The sequence below is a fragment of the Mesorhizobium sp. M1428 genome, from assembly GCF_040317515.1.
Classification (GTDB): Bacteria; Pseudomonadota; Alphaproteobacteria; order Rhizobiales; family Rhizobiaceae; genus Mesorhizobium.
The window spans coordinates 188,838-204,356 of record NZ_JAMYKT010000010.1 but is presented as its reverse complement, the minus strand read 5'-3'; the positions used below and the strand labels follow the sequence as shown (position 1 = coordinate 204,356).

At 60.1% G+C, this 15,519-nt stretch carries 15 protein-coding genes and 2 pseudogenes; 6 read left to right on the top strand and 11 right to left on the bottom strand.

Features of this window, described 5'->3' with window-relative positions; translation table 11 throughout:
• Positions 1-5 precede the first annotated feature (5 nt).
• From NKG60_RS16845 to NKG60_RS16825, 5 genes and pseudogenes are all read right to left on the bottom strand, one after another.
• Entirely contained in the window at positions 6-1,040 is a 1,035-nt protein-coding gene (locus NKG60_RS16845) for a PAS domain-containing protein (protein ID WP_352975197.1), read from the bottom strand.
• Positions 1,041-1,336: 296 nt separating this feature from the next.
• On the bottom strand, positions 1,337-1,474 hold the full coding sequence (locus tag NKG60_RS16840) for a LuxR C-terminal-related transcriptional regulator (RefSeq protein WP_352975196.1): 138 nt from the start codon (positions 1,472-1,474) through the stop codon (positions 1,337-1,339).
• Positions 1,475-1,732: 258 nt separating this feature from the next.
• Complete coding sequence (locus NKG60_RS16835; RefSeq protein ID WP_502912310.1) at positions 1,733-2,089, bottom strand: SPW repeat protein; 357 nt, start codon at positions 2,087-2,089, stop codon at positions 1,733-1,735.
• Between the two features lie 343 nt (positions 2,090-2,432).
• Positions 2,433-3,618, bottom strand: a pseudogene (locus tag NKG60_RS16830) (ABC transporter ATP-binding protein/permease); the annotation flags it as partial.
• Positions 3,619-3,796: 178 nt separating this feature from the next.
• Complete coding sequence (locus tag NKG60_RS16825; RefSeq protein WP_352975166.1) at positions 3,797-4,003, bottom strand: DUF680 domain-containing protein; 207 nt, start codon at positions 4,001-4,003, stop codon at positions 3,797-3,799.
• 476 nt (positions 4,004-4,479) lie between these two features.
• Here NKG60_RS16825 and NKG60_RS16820 point away from each other — a divergent pair, with 476 nt between their 5' ends.
• The 6 genes from NKG60_RS16820 to NKG60_RS16795 all read left to right on the top strand — a co-directional run bounded on the left by NKG60_RS16820 (position 4,480) and on the right by NKG60_RS16795 (position 10,589).
• Positions 4,480-5,064 (top strand): glutathione binding-like protein, encoded by a 585-nt coding sequence (locus NKG60_RS16820; RefSeq protein WP_352975165.1) that lies wholly within the window; start codon positions 4,480-4,482, stop codon positions 5,062-5,064.
• Between the two features lie 369 nt (positions 5,065-5,433).
• The gene (locus tag NKG60_RS16815) at positions 5,434-6,498 is read left to right on the top strand and encodes an alpha/beta fold hydrolase (RefSeq protein ID WP_352975163.1); all 1,065 of its coding nucleotides are present in this window, start codon (positions 5,434-5,436) and stop codon (positions 6,496-6,498) included.
• A 164-nt stretch (positions 6,499-6,662) separates the two neighbouring features.
• The gene (locus NKG60_RS16810) at positions 6,663-7,643 is read left to right on the top strand and encodes a Dyp-type peroxidase (protein ID WP_502912313.1); all 981 of its coding nucleotides are present in this window, start codon (positions 6,663-6,665) and stop codon (positions 7,641-7,643) included.
• Positions 7,644-7,788: 145 nt separating this feature from the next.
• A complete protein-coding gene (locus NKG60_RS16805) occupies positions 7,789-8,139 on the top strand; it encodes a VOC family protein (protein WP_352975161.1) in 351 nt (116 codons plus the stop codon).
• A gap of 189 nt (positions 8,140-8,328) precedes the next feature.
• Positions 8,329-9,273 (top strand): alpha/beta fold hydrolase, encoded by a 945-nt coding sequence (locus NKG60_RS16800; RefSeq protein ID WP_352975160.1) that lies wholly within the window; start codon positions 8,329-8,331, stop codon positions 9,271-9,273.
• A gap of 899 nt (positions 9,274-10,172) precedes the next feature.
• Positions 10,173-10,589, top strand: a complete 417-nt coding sequence (locus NKG60_RS16795; RefSeq protein WP_352975158.1) for an SDR family NAD(P)-dependent oxidoreductase — start codon at positions 10,173-10,175, stop codon at positions 10,587-10,589.
• A 61-nt stretch (positions 10,590-10,650) separates the two neighbouring features.
• Here NKG60_RS16795 and NKG60_RS16790 read toward each other — a convergent pair whose 3' ends face one another.
• From NKG60_RS16790 to NKG60_RS16765, 6 genes and pseudogenes are all read right to left on the bottom strand, one after another.
• Positions 10,651-10,854 (bottom strand): CsbD family protein, encoded by a 204-nt coding sequence (locus NKG60_RS16790; protein WP_352975194.1) that lies wholly within the window; start codon positions 10,852-10,854, stop codon positions 10,651-10,653.
• A 204-nt stretch (positions 10,855-11,058) separates the two neighbouring features.
• Positions 11,059-11,834 (bottom strand): annotated as a pseudogene (locus tag NKG60_RS16785) (alpha/beta fold hydrolase).
• Between the two features lie 116 nt (positions 11,835-11,950).
• Entirely contained in the window at positions 11,951-12,466 is a 516-nt protein-coding gene (locus tag NKG60_RS16780; RefSeq protein WP_352975157.1) for a cytochrome P460 family protein, read from the bottom strand.
• 19 nt (positions 12,467-12,485) lie between these two features.
• Positions 12,486-13,544, bottom strand: coding sequence for an alpha/beta fold hydrolase (locus NKG60_RS16775; RefSeq protein ID WP_502912309.1), 1,059 nt, complete (start codon positions 13,542-13,544; stop codon positions 12,486-12,488).
• A 59-nt stretch (positions 13,545-13,603) separates the two neighbouring features.
• Positions 13,604-14,020 (bottom strand): organic hydroperoxide resistance protein, encoded by a 417-nt coding sequence (locus tag NKG60_RS16770; protein WP_352975156.1) that lies wholly within the window; start codon positions 14,018-14,020, stop codon positions 13,604-13,606.
• Positions 14,021-14,054: 34 nt separating this feature from the next.
• Complete coding sequence (locus NKG60_RS16765) at positions 14,055-15,329, bottom strand: epoxide hydrolase family protein (protein WP_352975155.1); 1,275 nt, start codon at positions 15,327-15,329, stop codon at positions 14,055-14,057.
• Positions 15,330-15,519 lie beyond the last annotated feature (190 nt).

Below are 15,519 nucleotides of genomic sequence, written 5' to 3'. Positions count from 1 at the left end.
GCGTGCTAAGCGAATCCGACCTCATCCGCAACCTCACCAGCCCGATATCGCGGGCATCCCCAGCGTCCGCCCTCATGACTAGCCCAGTCGTGTCGCGGTCCGGGAGATGATCTTCGCTCGCGGCGCGCAGGGCGCCGCGAGCCGCTCGTCCCCAGACGCAGTGATTCCTGCGCGCGGACCTCGTCGTCGATGTCGAAGTTGACGCCGTACCAACGAGGGATTGTTGCGCCTTCGTCGCGCAACGGTTCGAAGCGCGAATCGACCCAGCGATATTCGCAATCCTTCCGGCACAGCTGACCTCTGTGCTGGAGTGGCTCTCCCCAGGCAAATGACTTCTGAAGCACGGCCTTGACGCCGGCCTGGTCATCCGGATGGAACAACTCCACATACGAGGCGAACTGCTGCGTGCCTCGCGGTTCCTCCGTGGCTGAACTGATGTCCGCCCAGTCTGCGAACCGTTTGTTGAAATAGTACCGCAATCCCGCCGGCGTCATCAGCCAGATCATCGTGGGCACCGTGTCGATCAGCAGCCTGAGCTCCTCTCGCTCCTGCGTAGCGGTCTCCGCTTTGCGCCGGTCGTCTATGTTCTCCGTATGGCCATGCCAGCCGACGATTCGCCCCTGGTCATCGCGGGAGGCCACACCGGTATCGCGAAACCGCTGATAGGTGCCATCGAGCCGGCGCAAACGCCTTTCTTCGATCATAGGTCTAGGCTGTGGCGCCATTGCGCCATGCTCACCTCGACATCGTCGGGATGGACAGATCTCCGCCACCAAGAAAAGTTCGTCGGCATCCATGATCGCGCGCATTTCCTCGACCGTGACGCCAATGTATCCAAAGGCTGCGGGAATGAGAAACCGAAGGCATCCGTCCGGACAGGCGGACCAGGCGATGCCCGGAATATCGGCGATGCCCGACCCGGCGCCCTGGTAAAGCCGGCCATAGAAGCTGATGGTCCCGAAGATCCTTACCACCAGCGAAAGTGCAAACGCCCCGTTCTCTGTGACGTATTCCGGCGACGGCAGGATAGCCGCTGACACCAAGCTGGCGGCTGCTACGGCACCAATCCCGCCTTCCAGCCCATGCAGACGCAGACAATTGCGACCACGACCAGCAGGTCGGATGGCTCATGGGTTAAAAGCGTAACCAAAACGCATCCAACGCTAATCGCGGCAGGCCATGGCGCGGCGCTGCCGCGATGAGGTTAGTTCCATCTGAGACCTTCTGGATGCGGTTCCCCCGGCCGACCTGTCATCGTGGCCGCGTCTACTCAGTTCGCAAAGCGCCCCGTTTTTTAACGATTATGCGACTGCTTTCCCGGCAGCCGAAGCCATCTTCAACTGGCACTGAAATAGGTTGGAGGGGGCTGACAATCGTTGAATGGATCTGAGACGGACCGCGCCTTTTTCTTCTTCATCATATTGGTCCGATGGACGTTCACAGTCACTTCGCTAAAACCAAGATCGACCGCAATCTCCTTTTATCGCGCCGGAGACCACGAATCCGGGGGCTGAGGAAAACGACAACTTCTCCTCAATATCTGACGCAACGGAAGCATTGAGGCCAGTGCAACACGATTAGGCATGGAGGTTTGATTGGACAGGCTAGGCCTGAGTATAGGGCTCCATCTGGTTTGAGCGCTGCAGCCGTGCAGCAGCGTTGGAGGCGCCGAGGCGCAGGAGGCAAGCCGAAACTGCCATTGCCGCGCCGCGGCGCCCTCCGGGCAACAGAGTTAGTTGGAACTCGAATGAGCTTGCGCCCTGCGACTCGCCACGAGTTGCGCCGCAGCTATTGTCGCTACGCAACCCCCGACCAGGACATGCGTCCACATCGGCCCCTGCGCCGATCCGAAGCCGAGCAGAAATGGAGCGACCACCGCCCAGCACCCCAAGGTGAGGTTGGACCATTCCGTCCAGTCCCCGTAGCGGTAGAGGGCCACGGCAGAGCTGCACACAATCAGCGTGCCCACGACCCCAGCGTCCCAAGCCGCAGCAGGTAGCCCGACGAACATGATTGCGGCGCAGGCCAAGCCTGCGCCGAGAATAAGGTTGGTCCATTCCAACCCCTTGTTTGGCACATCATTTCTCATTTTCATCTCCTTCTTCAGCCGTGCCACGGAGGTGGCCGGTACGCGGAGAATGGGGCAGTCCCAGATACCCGCCAATTCTACGCAGGCACCTGTTCGTCGATGCTAAAGTCTAGGGCGTCCAGGCGCCATGATTGTAGAAGATATCGAGGCGCTCGGTCACAGCTTGTCAGGGGATGTGCGATCCCCGGCATACATGCCAAGTGGCATTCCTCCGCGCCGAGGAGCAAAGGCGTTGCCCGGCCAATAGCATCTAGCAGACCGTGTAAGTTGACGTCTGTCCTTACTCTCAAAGCAATCCGTGAGGGGAGTGTCCAGCGGCGAGAAGAGGCTGCTTGCTCTTCTATTCGGGACAGCAGGTCTCAAGTTTCTCGGGGGTCAGGCCCATCGGCATTGTCGCCGACCTCGATGGGCTTTTCCATGTCGTGCCGCACCTCGGCTTTATTCAGCGCGATGCGAAAATCCGCAACACGCATCAGCGTAGCGCGCCAGTCGGCGATGCTGCCGACGTTGTTGATGAACCAGCGCAGCGAAGAATTCATCTGGTTAAACGCGCCGACTGCCATCATCAGTCCGCCGAAGCCTATCTGGCCCGAGAAATACACAGGTGCCGCGATAAGGATTGGGACCACGATGCCAATCCAGCCGTAAGTGTTGGCCACCCATGACAGGTTGATCTGGGCGGTGTAGATGCGCCGCATCGCTGCCAGCACCGCACTGAGGTCCATTTCGAGCCGTCGCTTAGCGTCGGCCTCGCCATGGTAGAGCGCGATGGCATCGACATTTTCGTTGATGCGCACCATGGAGGAGCGCAGTTCCGCTTCCCGTGTGTAACGATCACCGTCGAGGTTGACCAGCGGGCGCCCCACCAGCCAACTCAGCCACGATGCTATGCCGGCATAAAGCAGCGCCGCCCACACCATGTAACCTGGTATCGCCAAGGGATAACCGCCAATGTGGAAGACGAAGCCAGAAGAAACCCGCCAAAGCACCTCAACAAAAGATGCCAGCAGGATGAACGACTGCAGCAGCCCGACCCCGAGGTCCGTCGACAGATCGGAAAGATGCGCGGCGTCCTGCTGCATGCGCTGATCGGGATTGACGCCGACAGCACCGGCGTTTGTCAATCGCAACGCCCACGCCGGGTGCATCCATTGGTCGATCAGGTCGAGCGTCAACGCCTCGCGCAGCTTCAGCCGGATCATCTGGTTAAGCCAGGCCTGGCTAATATTGAGCACCAGAAGGCTGCCGGCAATAAGGGCAAAGATGACAAGCTGATATAGGAGAACCGGCAAGTCACGGCGCGCCAGCGCATCGTAGAAGGGTTGGTTCCAGCTGTTGAGCACGACCTGGCCGATCGATGTCGCGCCAATGACTGCCACGATTCCAACCGACGCCCAGAGCAGCCACTTGCGGACCGGCGATGCCTTCAAACCTAAATGGATCGTCGCCAATTGGTCGCCGAGGCTGCTGGCCTCGACCGAGACGGCGGCGATCTTGACACCGGAGTTGTCGTCCGCTTGGTCAACCATACATGAGGTCCATGCTTGCGAGGCGGGTCACATCGGCGCCAGAGCCGTGCCGCGAACTCGTGATTGCGAGCGGGTTCGTCGCGGTTACCGTGCTGGCCAGGGTTGGGAATGCCGTTTGCCGGTTGAGACGGCGGAAGGACCGAGGCCTCGCCCGGTCCTGAAATCAATGCTCTCAGGCTCAATAGCCCCAGTTGCCCCGGCCAGATTCTTCCTTGGGACCGATCGGCCTGCGGACGGTCTGCGGTACGCCGGCATTGTTGTCTGCTTTTTTGCTCGATGCCGTATGCACGGCGTCGGTCGCAGGCAACTGCGGATCGGCGCCGGACCCATAATGGTCACCTCCGGCATGATGATGACTCCTGGCTTTGGAAAAAAGCTGCTTCATTGCATCGGCGGCGCTTCACGCAAATCCACGCTTCCGTCTTCGCGCCGCGTGTCAGCTTGAAATATGCCAACCAAGGCAGGATGTGAGCCATCGTGCCAAGGGCACGCGCTTCCGATACCTTCGTCTATGGTCTCCCGAGCGAAGGACTGGTCGGACTGTCGAGCACGCCATGTCCAGGAGGGCGGGGACTCTGGTTCCTCCTGACCCATTCCCGATTTGAGCTGAGACGCTCGCCGTTGAGCGTGCGGCAACCACGGAACAATTGTTTCAGCTCGACCATACCTCGGCATAGGCACAGCTAGCAGTCGGTGTCGTAGCCATCCCCGCCGCCAAGTGCGAGGTCTCTGGAGCGTCGTGGATGCCGACGGCGTGGATGCCGACTGCAAGGACGACCGGCGCATCGCACTGAGCAGCCTTCCGCCCGACGACGGCCAATTTTTCGGAACGTCGCCCGGGTTCAGAAAAAGGAAAAGACCGTGAAACTCTACTATAGCCCTCTCGCCTGCAGCCTGGCCGGCCACATCGCCTTGGAGGAGGCTGGCGCTTCCTTCGAAAGCGAAACCGTCGATCTCAAAACCAAGCGGACCGGCTCCGGGGAGGATTTCACCACGGTGACGCGCAAGGGGTATGTTCCAGTCCTCGTGCTGGATAGCGGGGAAACGCTGACAGAAAACGTCGCCGTCCTCGATTGGATCGCGTCGCAATACCCGGCACTGGGAGTGGAAGGGCCAATGGGCCGTACGCGCGTTCTCGAAGCGCTGACCTACGTCTCCACGGAAATACACCGAAGCTTCAAGCCCATGTGGCACCAAGGCAGCGATGCTGAAAAGGCCAAGGCGCGCGCGACGATTACGACGCAACTCGGCCTGTTCTCGGACGAACTCAAGACCGACTATCTGTTCGGCGACAAACCCAGCGTCGCGGATTTCTATCTTTTCGTGATGCTGCTCTGGGCCGCCCGCTTCCAAGTCCCCGTTCCCGCGCCTCTGGATGCGCTCCGCGCCCGAATTGCGGCCCGTCCGGCCGTTCGCGCCGCGATGGTTCGTGAGGGTCTCGTCTAACTGCGATGCTGGCCGGTCGCGCGTCCTATCGCCCTTGAGCCAAGGCATACAACAGAGGAGCTATTCATGCTTGCGTTACTGCAGAATCTCCACCCGATCGCTGCCAAGCGCGGCGATGGGTTACGCCCCGAATTTCTAAAGATGGAGGCCGAGGCGCCACTCCGCATCGTCTTCCCACGTACAGACGCAGCCTCCTACGTTGCCCGACAGGGGCGTCACACTTCAGGTGGCGGCGTCACTCACGCCCGGCCGTCTTGAACGATTGCCAGGGCATGCAGTCTGGCACTGCCAAGTCGATGAATGAAGGTGATGCCAAAGCTGCGTCGAACAGTACGGCATCCAATCCTGCCCTGGAAAGAGGTTGCAACAATGGAAAATGCAGAATCGCCGAAAGAGATCGATCGATCTCGCAGGGCCTTTGTGGGCGCCGCGGCAATGGGTCTGGCTGCTACGCAGTTCACGACAGTTCACTCAGCTCAGGCACGACCTGTTTCAGGGCTGGACGGAACAAAGACAGAGCGGCCGACGGCCGCTTCCTTCGCAGTGCTCAGGCAAACCGACGCTGGCGTCCTGAATGTCGGTTACGCTGAGGCGGGTCCGCCCGACGGTCCAGTTAATATCCTTCTTCATGGCTGGCCGTACGACATCCACAGCTTTGTCGAAGTCGCTCCGTTGTTGGCGACGGCGGGTTATCGCGTGATCATTCCGTATGCACGCGGCCATGGCACGACGCACTTTCTTTCCAGTCAGACAGTCCGCAACGGCCAGCAGTCTGTGCTGGCTGTCGATGTCATCGAGTTGATGAATGCGCTGAAGATCAGCCATGCGATCATCGCCGGCTATGATTGGGGCGCGCGCACGGCCTGCATCGTCGCTGCGCTCTGGCCTGAGCGTTGCAAAGCCCTTGTCTCGGTCAGCGGCTATTTGATCGGCAGTCTCGCGGCAAACAGAATGCCGTTGCCGCCGAAAGCAGAGCTCCAATGGTGGTACCAATACTATTTCGCCACGGAACGCGGGCGGGCTGGCTACGAACGATACCGGCGAGACTTCGCAAACCTTATCTGGCGGATCGCCTCGCCGAAATGGGACTTTGATGACGCCACGTTCGATCGCAGTGCAGCGTGCCTCGACAACCCGGATCACGTCAGCATCGTCATCCACAATTATCGCTGGAGGCTCGGCCTGGCACAAGGCGAGCCGGAATTTGACGCCCTGGAAAAACGGCTGGCCGAAAGTCCCCTGATCACGGTGCCCACCATCACACTCGAAGGTGATGCCAATGGCGCACCTCATCCCGACAGCAGCGCCTACGCCAAGAAATTTTCAGGCAGATACGACCACCGGATCATCACTAGCGGTATCGGACATAACTTGCCGCAGGAAGCCCCGCAGGCCTTCGCCCAAGCGGTCATCGACGTCGGCGAATACCGATGAGGCAGGCAGATACTGGTGAGGCAAGCTGATGATCGGCTGGTCGCGGAGCTGATCCGGGGCTTGCCTCGAATTGGGCAAATCGCAACTCGGCATTTCCGCGCTTTTGCCGTCAACTCAGCGGCGTTCCGAGTGATGTATCGAAAGGATCTATCGTGGATTCAACTGTGCCATCTGCTGTTTCGCAACCGGTCGTCGCGCAACTGACGCGGTCCGCAATTTTTCTCGTCGTGACGGTCAAATCCGGGCCTGAACATGATGCGGCCGTGCGCGCCTTGTGTGGCGATCTTTCCGCGCTTCTACGCGCCGTTGCGTTCCGTGACCTCGAGGGTCGGTTGTCATGTGTCATGGCGTTTGGGTCCGGTGCGTGGGACCGCTTCTTTGGAGCGCCCAGGCCGACGGAACTACACCCGTTTCGTGAGATTCACGGCCAACATATCGCCGTCTCGACGCCAGGCGACATCCTGTTTCACATCCGTGCCGCCCGGATGGATTTTTGCTTCGAGCTGGCGACACAGATCATGTCGCGGCTCGATGGCGCGGTCTCGGTTGCGGATGAGGTGCACGGCTTCAATTACTTCGATGACCGCGATCTGATCGGCTTCGTTGATGGGACCGAAAACCCGGTGGATCAGGACGCCGTCAAGGCGGCGATCATCGGCGAGGAGGACCCCTCCTTTGCGGGGGGAAGCTACGTGATCGTGCAGAAATACCTGCACGATCTGAAAGCCTGGAACACGCTTCCCATCGAGCAGCAGGAGGGAATTGTCGGCAGAAAAAAGATCTCTGACATCGAGCTCGACGATGCCGTGAAACCGATCTTCGCGCACAATGCGCTGACCACGATCGTCGAGGACGGAGAGCAGTTGCAGATTGTGCGCGACAACATGCCGTTCGGTGACGCCGGCAAGGGTGAGTTCGGCACGTATTTCATCGGCTACGCCCGTTCGCCGCGCAGGATAGAGCAGATGCTGGAGAACATGTTCGTTGGCCGGCCGCCAGGCAACTACGACCGACTGCTGGATTTCAGCCGCGCCGTCACCGGCACTCTGTTCTTCGTGCCGTCGGCGACATTCCTCGAAAACGTTGCGACGAGCGAAACGGTCACCTCGACTGCTGGTCCGGCGCTGTCGGGCGCCCGAATTTGAGAAGATACGAAGGTGTGGTGGGTAAACGACCCTTTGAGGAAACGATTGGGTTTTGTTGAAAGACGACGTTCCTCCGGTGCCCCATAGCCGTTGATTTGAAAGGTACGGAGATGCTCAAGGATCATGCATCGTCGGCGATTGTGCCGTGCGCCAACCTCGCTCGGGCAAGGGCCTTCTCTACGAGAGTATCCTGGGCTTGCCGCTTCTCGCCGACCACGGCAACGGCTTCGTCTACGGAACCGGTGCAACGAAGCTCAATGTCTATCTCAGCGATTACGCCAGTACCAATCGAGCAAATGCCGTCATCTGGGCGGTAGGCGACGAAGTCGAGACAATCGCCGCGGATCTGCGTGCCAAAGGGGTGACGCTCGACGAATATCCCGAGGGCTTTGACCGGGTAATCGACGGAGTTCACGTAAGGGGCGCGCTTCGCGTGATCTGGTTCAAGGATCCGGATGGCAACATCCTCCACCTCACCAGCGGTAGCGCCAATTGACCTCGATCGTAATTTTCTCGTGAAGCCGTCCCGGCAAAAAGACGGGGATCCGCACCTCTTGGCCACGCGATGCATCAGGTCGCCAGGGCGTCTCACCAGGTGGCGACATACCATTGTGGGGGTAAAGTACTGCCTTGGAATAGATGCCTCGAGGGCACCGGCGCCGTATAAAAGGGCTTGCCGTAGGAGATGAGCTTGCCCGATCGCCTTTTGAACAAGTTCCCATTCGCCTTCATGGCGGCTGCTTTGCTCGCGGTATCCGCACCCGCTCAGGCACAGGAGCTGCCCTATCCAGCCGATTTTCGCACCGAGGAGATCGAGGCGCATGGCGTGACGATCCACGTGCGCATCGGCGGCAGCGGACCTGCGACTATCCTGATCCACGGCTTTGGCGAAAGCGGTGATATGTGGGCTCCGCTGGCTGCAAGCCTCGTCCGAAATCATACCGTCATCGTGCCTGATCTTCGGGGCATGGGTCGATCGTCGAAGCCGGCAGGCGGCTTCTCTAAGATGAGCCAGGCGACCGACATCGCGGAGTTGATGGAAACACTAAAGATCGTGCAATCCGACGTCGTTGCGCATGATGTTGGCAACATGGTTGCTTTTGCCTTTGCGGAGAAATATCCAGACCGGGTAGCCAAGCTTGTAGTGATTGATGCGCCGATCCCCGGGGTTGGCCCATGGGATGAGATCGCAAAGAGTCCGGCGACCTGGCATTTCCGTTTTGGTGGCCCCGACATGGAGCGGCTCGTGAAGGGGCGGGAGCGCATCTATCTCGATCGCTTCTGGAACGAATTTTCGGCAGACCCAGAGCACTTCACGGAACAGTCGCGACGCCATTATGCCGCGCTTTATGCGCTCCCAGGTGCAATGCACTCTGTGTTCGAGCAATATCGTGCCTTCGATCAGGATGCGAAAGATAACCGGGCATGGGCGGTCGCTCACGGAAAGCTGGCGATGCCCGTGCTGGCATTGGGCGCAGAAAAAGGTCTCGGCATGCAAATGGCGGACATCATGCGCGCCGCTGCTTCCGATGTAACCGCCGGGCTGATCCCGAACTCCGGTCACTGGGTCATGCAGGAAAACCCTACTGCCACCGTTCAACTCGTCCAGGCCTTCATTAATAAGCCCTGAGCAGCCTTCATCAACCCGGATCGAAGATCATGGATGAGGCTGGATGATGGCGATGACCAGCGCCAGGCCTCCGCGCCTGAAAGCGCGACGCTCGCCGCGCCGGGACGGTGAGCGACACGATCCGCACGGGTGCTTGACGCGGCGCGCGCCCGCAATCGGCCAATCAGTGGCCACAAAACATCGGTAGCGAGAGGGATTGGGGCTTCCGGGGCGAGAACCCTCACGTCAATGGCCGCCATTCCTTTCTCGATGGGCAAGGTCCTCGGGGGGCGGCTCTGGGGGAATGGCGGCTTCCAATGGTTTCGTTCATGTTTGCGGATAATTAGCATCCGGCCAGATGCGGCTGCGCTCATACCGCTATGGTCAAAATGTATTGACTGACCTTCTTGGTCCTTTGGTTCGCCAGACCATACGAGAGAATACGAGAGATATGGGTTGGCGAACCATCCGCTAACGTATTGATTTCCTGCAGAAAACGGTGACCCTCAGAGACTAACATAACCATTATTTGTCAATGGGTTACGAAGCGGTCCGCCCAAATTGATTCAAGAAGCTGATCCAGCCACTCGCTGACCGCATTCATCTTCTACCGAAAGGCGGCTTTGCGCCGCATCTCGAACACTCAAGCAGATTTGAGCACTTGCTGAAAGCGGACGTATCTCGTTGGCTGGTTCTCTCGGGTCCTCACCGTTCACGCCCTAGAAGTGAGAGTCGGATGACGCCAGGGACGGGTCTGCTACCGGGCCCGAGGGTGTCTAAGACCTATTATAGCCGTCACCTTCCAGAGGGAATTGTTCCACCTTCCCTTTGGCCAAGGCGTGCTTGGCGACAGCATCCAGGAAAACTGCTATTTGCGTTTGTGTGCCGAGCATTCGTATGGGGCTAAGCTAGGGGACAAAATGCGCGAACGGCAGACTCCGCTCCATACTCCTTTTGGGCCTGCCGTGACGGCGTTGGAAGTGGCACGTGGCATCGACCTAACCGGGCACGTTGCATTGGTGACAGGTGGTTCTTCCGGGCTGGGTTTGGAGACTGTTAGAGTGCTTGCGGCCTGCGGCGCCAGCGTCTGCGTGCCCGCGATTGACCCAATCCCTGCCCGAGCCGCTTTGAGGGGAATTGAAGGGGTAGAGGTCTGGCCCGTTGACCTGATCGATCAGGTCTCAGCCCAAGCCCTTGCCACAACCTTTCGCGAGCGGCGAAGCCGACTTGATATTCTGACCGCAGACGGGCTGGTTCGCGTGGCCTGCTTGCACAGACCAGAGCCTGGGGTCGTGCTCCCAGCCCTACGGCAAGGGCGTGGTGAAGACCGAGATTAGAAATCATAGCGAGATGGTTTCGCCAAAATCAGGGGCGCCGAAGCGCCCCTGATTGACCAAACTACCAACCTTGCATTGAGTACCAGTCGTCGACGTCTCTCCGGACTCGGTCCTTCTCGATGCCATAGCGCTCCTGGATCTTGCCTTCGAGCTGATCGCGTTTGCCGGCGATGCGATCGAGATCGTCGTCAGTGAGCTTGCCCCACTGTTCCTTGACCTTACCCTTCACCTGTTTCCAGTTTCCTTCAACGCGGTCCCAGTCCATGGCCTTCGCCTCCTTGATTGCACAGCAATTGAAACGCCATTTGCGGTGCGAGGTTCCGTAGTGAGCAGTTGAACCTGCTCGGCGTCGAGCGTGAGGCAGGCAAGCCAGCGAGACCGACGAAGCCGCCATCAGCGGCCCGCTGGGTCCGAACACTCCCGCGCGCTTCACCACACCCATGAAGTCCTGCTGCGATCAACAGGGCTTTCATCGCGATATCTCCTTGGCGGCATTCTCGATCAGCCGCGCTACGGGCCTAGGATTCGACACCATCACAACATGCGAAGCACCCTTAATCGCGATCGTTTCGCGGGCGTGAGCCCGTTCAGCCATGTAGGCAGATGCTCGCGGCGGGATGTTCTTGTCCGCGTCGCCGTAGATGAACCAGCTTGGGATGTTCTTCCAGGCAGCCTTGGCCTGGGCTTCGTTGAGGGCGCCTTCCGCGATCGGCCGTTGCGTTGCGGCCATCAGTCTGGCTTGCGCTTCGGGAGCGTCGGCGGCAAACTGATCGTGGAACTTGTCCTGCTGAATTAGAGATCCTTTTCACCGCCTGACAGCGCGACAGGAGGAGCGAGTGTCGGACCCAGCGTGCTGCCTGGAAACTTTCCTGCAAGTTGCGCAGCGGTTTCACCCGCCTCCGGCGCAAATGCGGCGACATAGACCAGCGCCTTCACATTGGCATGACCATCGGCAGCGTCGCTGATCACCGACCCGCCATAGGAATGGCCGACGAGAACGACCGGGCTTTTTATCGAGGAAAGCACGCCGGCGACATAGTCTCCGTCGCTTCTGACGCCTCGCAGCGGATTGGGTGCCGCCACGACGGAAAAGCCGTCCTTTTCAAGAATCTCAACGACACCGTTCCAACTCGAAGAGTCGGCGAAGGCGCCGTGAACCAGGACGATGGTGGGTTTGTCGGGCTGCGCTTGGGCGTTACCGAACGTGGCCGCGATAATTGCGAGGCCTGCGAGCAAGATTTTCATTGGAACATCCTTTCGTTGGGGGGTGCGGTCTTCACCGCGTCGAGCGCAGGTGAGGGGCGGGGATGCCGCAAACTCGCCCTCGTGTTCGCCCTGCGTTTCTCTGCGTGGGAACCGAGTTACGGCGCGTAGCGGGTAAAGACGTAGTCGTGTCCCTGGGCACGCGCCTCGTGGCAGGCGAAGCATGTTTCGTGCTGCGCTTCGTCGACTGGCTTGCCATTAATGAACCGGCCAAAACCCCAGCCGCCGCTCGACGCGTATTTCTTCGAATCCTTGACCATGACCTGCACCGTTGTGGCCGCGCCAGGGACCGAAGCGGGTTCGAACTCGGCCGACTGCATGCGCTTCCAAGCGAGCTTGACCAGGACGGTACCGTCCGGGAACGGCAGCGTGCTATTTCGATAGGCATCCATTGCGACTGTATTTCCCACGACAGCGCGAAGCTCGTTCAGCGGATCGCCTTCCAGGGCTGGCGCGATGAGCTCCCATCCGCGGTAATCGTCCGGGATCGTCACGCCATAGATCGGCGAGACTTCCGTGTTGTTCTGAGCTCGAACGATGTCGATCTCCACGCAGCCGATAGCGAGAGCGATCGACACGGTGATGACGGCTGCAATTACAAGATTGCGTCTCATGCGCTCGCTCCGTCCGCACTCAGAACTTGTCAACGTCGATGACGGCCTTTGCGAACGCCTCGGGCGCTTCCTGCGGCAGGTCGTGCCCGATGCCGCCAGTGATCAGCCGATGCTCGTATTTGCCGGAGAATTTTTTCGCATAGGCCGTGGGAACGGGATGTGGGGCGCCGTTCGCGTCGCCCTCCAGCGTGATCGTTGGCACATCGATCACCGGGCCCTTGGCGAGCTTTTCCTCTAGCTCGTCATAGCGGCGCTCGCCTTCTGCAAGGCCGAGCCGCCAACGGTAGTTGTGGACAACGATATCGACGTGGTCGGGATTCCGGAACGCGGCGGCGCTTCTGGCGAAGGTCGCGTCATCGAAGTTCCAGTGCGGCGAGGCGAGTTTCCAGATCAGCCTGGCGAAGTCATCCGTGTATTTCGCATAGCCGGCGCGGCCGCGGTCTGTCGAGAAGTAGAATTGATACCACCATTGCAGTTCGGCCTGCGGCGGCAACGGCGCCTTGTTGGCCGCCTGGCTGCCGATCAGATAGCCGCTGACCGACACCATGGCCGTGCAGCGCTCGGGCCAGAGCGCGGCAAGGATATTTGCCGTCCGTGCGCCCCAGTCGTAGCCGGCGACGATCGCCTTTTCGACGCCCAGGGCATCCATCAGGTCGATGATATCGACCGCCAGCGCGGCCTGCTGCCCGTTGCGAAGCGTGGCATCTGACAGGAACCGCGTCGTGCCGTGGCCGCGCAGATAAGGGATGATTACCCGATAGCCGGCTCCCGCAAGCAGTGGCGCGACATCGACATAACTGTAGATGTCGTATGGCCAGCCATGCAGCAGTATGACGGGAGGCCCATCCGCTGGGCCATCCTCGGCATATCCGACGTTCAGCAGACCAGCATCGATCTGCTTTAGCGGCGCTAACGCGGTGCGCGATCCCGTTGCCCTGACTACAGCGGTCTGCTCTCCGTCCTGAGCATTCGAGCTTCGGACCGCCCCTAGCTGAGCTAGGGCGACGGTAGCCGCAGCGATGCCGAACAGGCGCCGGCGGTGATGGTCTATGACTTCCGGAATCTTGATTGCGTTCATGGGAGTATTGCCTTTGCTTGCGGGGCAGTCGCGGCAGCGCGATTGCCACGACCGAGGGACTAGATCAGGTTGATTTCGACTTCGATGTTGCCACGCGTGGCCTTTGAATAGGGACATGTCTGATGCGCTGCATCGACGACCGCTCTGGCGTCATTGGGATCCATCCCTGGCAGGCTCACATTGAGCCGGGCGCTGAGAAAGAAGGCGCCGTCGTTGCTGTTGAGATCGACCTCCGCATCGATCGCAAGATCCGCAGGCAACACGATGTTCGTCTTGCGCGCGGCGATCGCCATCGCGCCTTCGAAGCATGCCGACCAACCTGCAGCAAAAAGCTGCTCGGGATTGGTGCCGCTGCCCGCACCGCCAGGCGTCGAGAGCCTGATGTCCAAGCGGCCGTCGGAGCTGCGTGAGGCACCGTCCCGGCCTCCTGTAGTACGCACTTTCCCCGTGTAGAGTCGTTTCGCTTGAGTGGTCATGGCATGCATTCCCGTTATGAAATCGGATGTTCGATCAGCGCAGTGATCTGAAGGCCGCGCGGACTTCCTCCGTGAAGAGCCGGGGCTGCTCCCATGCCGCAAAGTGGCCTCCATTGTCGGCTTCGTGGAAGTAGATAAGGTTGTGGTAGCAGCGCTCGGCCCAGTTTCGCGGCGCGCAGTAGATTTCGCCTGGAAACACCGTCACGGCGACGGGGAGATCGGCAATGTCCACGGCATTGAAATTGTTGGAGTGGTCTTCCCAGTAGATCTGCGCCGCCGACGCTCCGGATTCAGTGAACCAGTAGAGCGAGATGTCATCGAGCATCTCGTCCTTGCTCAGAACCCGCTCGGGCTCCCCGCCGCTGTAGGTCCACTGCGCGAGCTTCTCGTAGATCCATGCGGCCAGGCCGACCGGCGAATCCACTAGGGAGTAGCCGATGGTCTGCGGCCGTGTGACCATCATGGCGGCATAGCCGGAACTGTCCTTGTAGAAGGTGTCGAGCGCATCGAATGCCGCGCTTTCCTTCTCGGTCAGATCACTTGGCGCTGGTCCGCCGGCAGTGAGGATCGCCGCGATCTCTTTCGGAACGGTGCCTGGCATGTTGACGTGTATGCCAATAAGCCCGGGCACCTTCTGCAGCGCCATGCGATGGGAGATGACCGAACCGCAGTCGCCGCCTTGCGAGACGTAGCGGTCATATCCCAGCCGCCCCATCAGCACGCCCCACGCGCGGCCGATATGGTCTGAGCCCCAGCCGGTCCCAGTCGGCTTCCCGGAAAAGCCGAAGCCGGGGATTGATGGCACGACGAGATGGAAGGCGTCTTCCGCAGCACTGCCATGAGCTGTGGGATCGGTCAGCGGACCGATAACCTTCATGAATTCCAGGATCGAGCCGGGCCAGCCATGCGTCATGATCATCGGCATAGCATTTGCATGAGGCGAACGGACGTGGATGAAGTGGATAGCGAGGCCGTCGATTTCGGTTACGAACATAGGCAGAGCGTTCAGGCGCGCCTCGACCTTCCGCCAGTCGTAATCAGTCATCCAGTAGCGAAGGAGATCCTGGAGCTTTGCGAGTTGCACCCCCTGGGACCGATCCGTGACGGTTTCCCGCATGGGCCAGCGCGTCTTTGCAAGACGTTGACGGAGATCGACGAGTGCCTCCTCCGGAATGCCGACGCGGAAAGGCCGAATGGCTTCAATGTCGACCGTCGCGCGCGCCTTCGCGGGAAGCAGGCTCAAGGCGCCCGCGGCCGCTGATGCGGCAAGCAGGCTTCGCCGCGTGAGCGGTGGCGATGATGCAGGCATGATCGTTCTCCTAAGGTCTGTCGGCAGAGAGGGTCTTTGTGGCCTTCGACACTTAGGAGGAGTTCCTCCGAGGCGCCCGTTATGCATTATGATGCAACGTTAGCGCTCGTCGGCGAAGGCAGGTCCTGCAACGGAGCGCCCGCTTTGTCCTTCACAGGTGGTGTTCGCTTGCACGAGCAGAGCTTGTTCA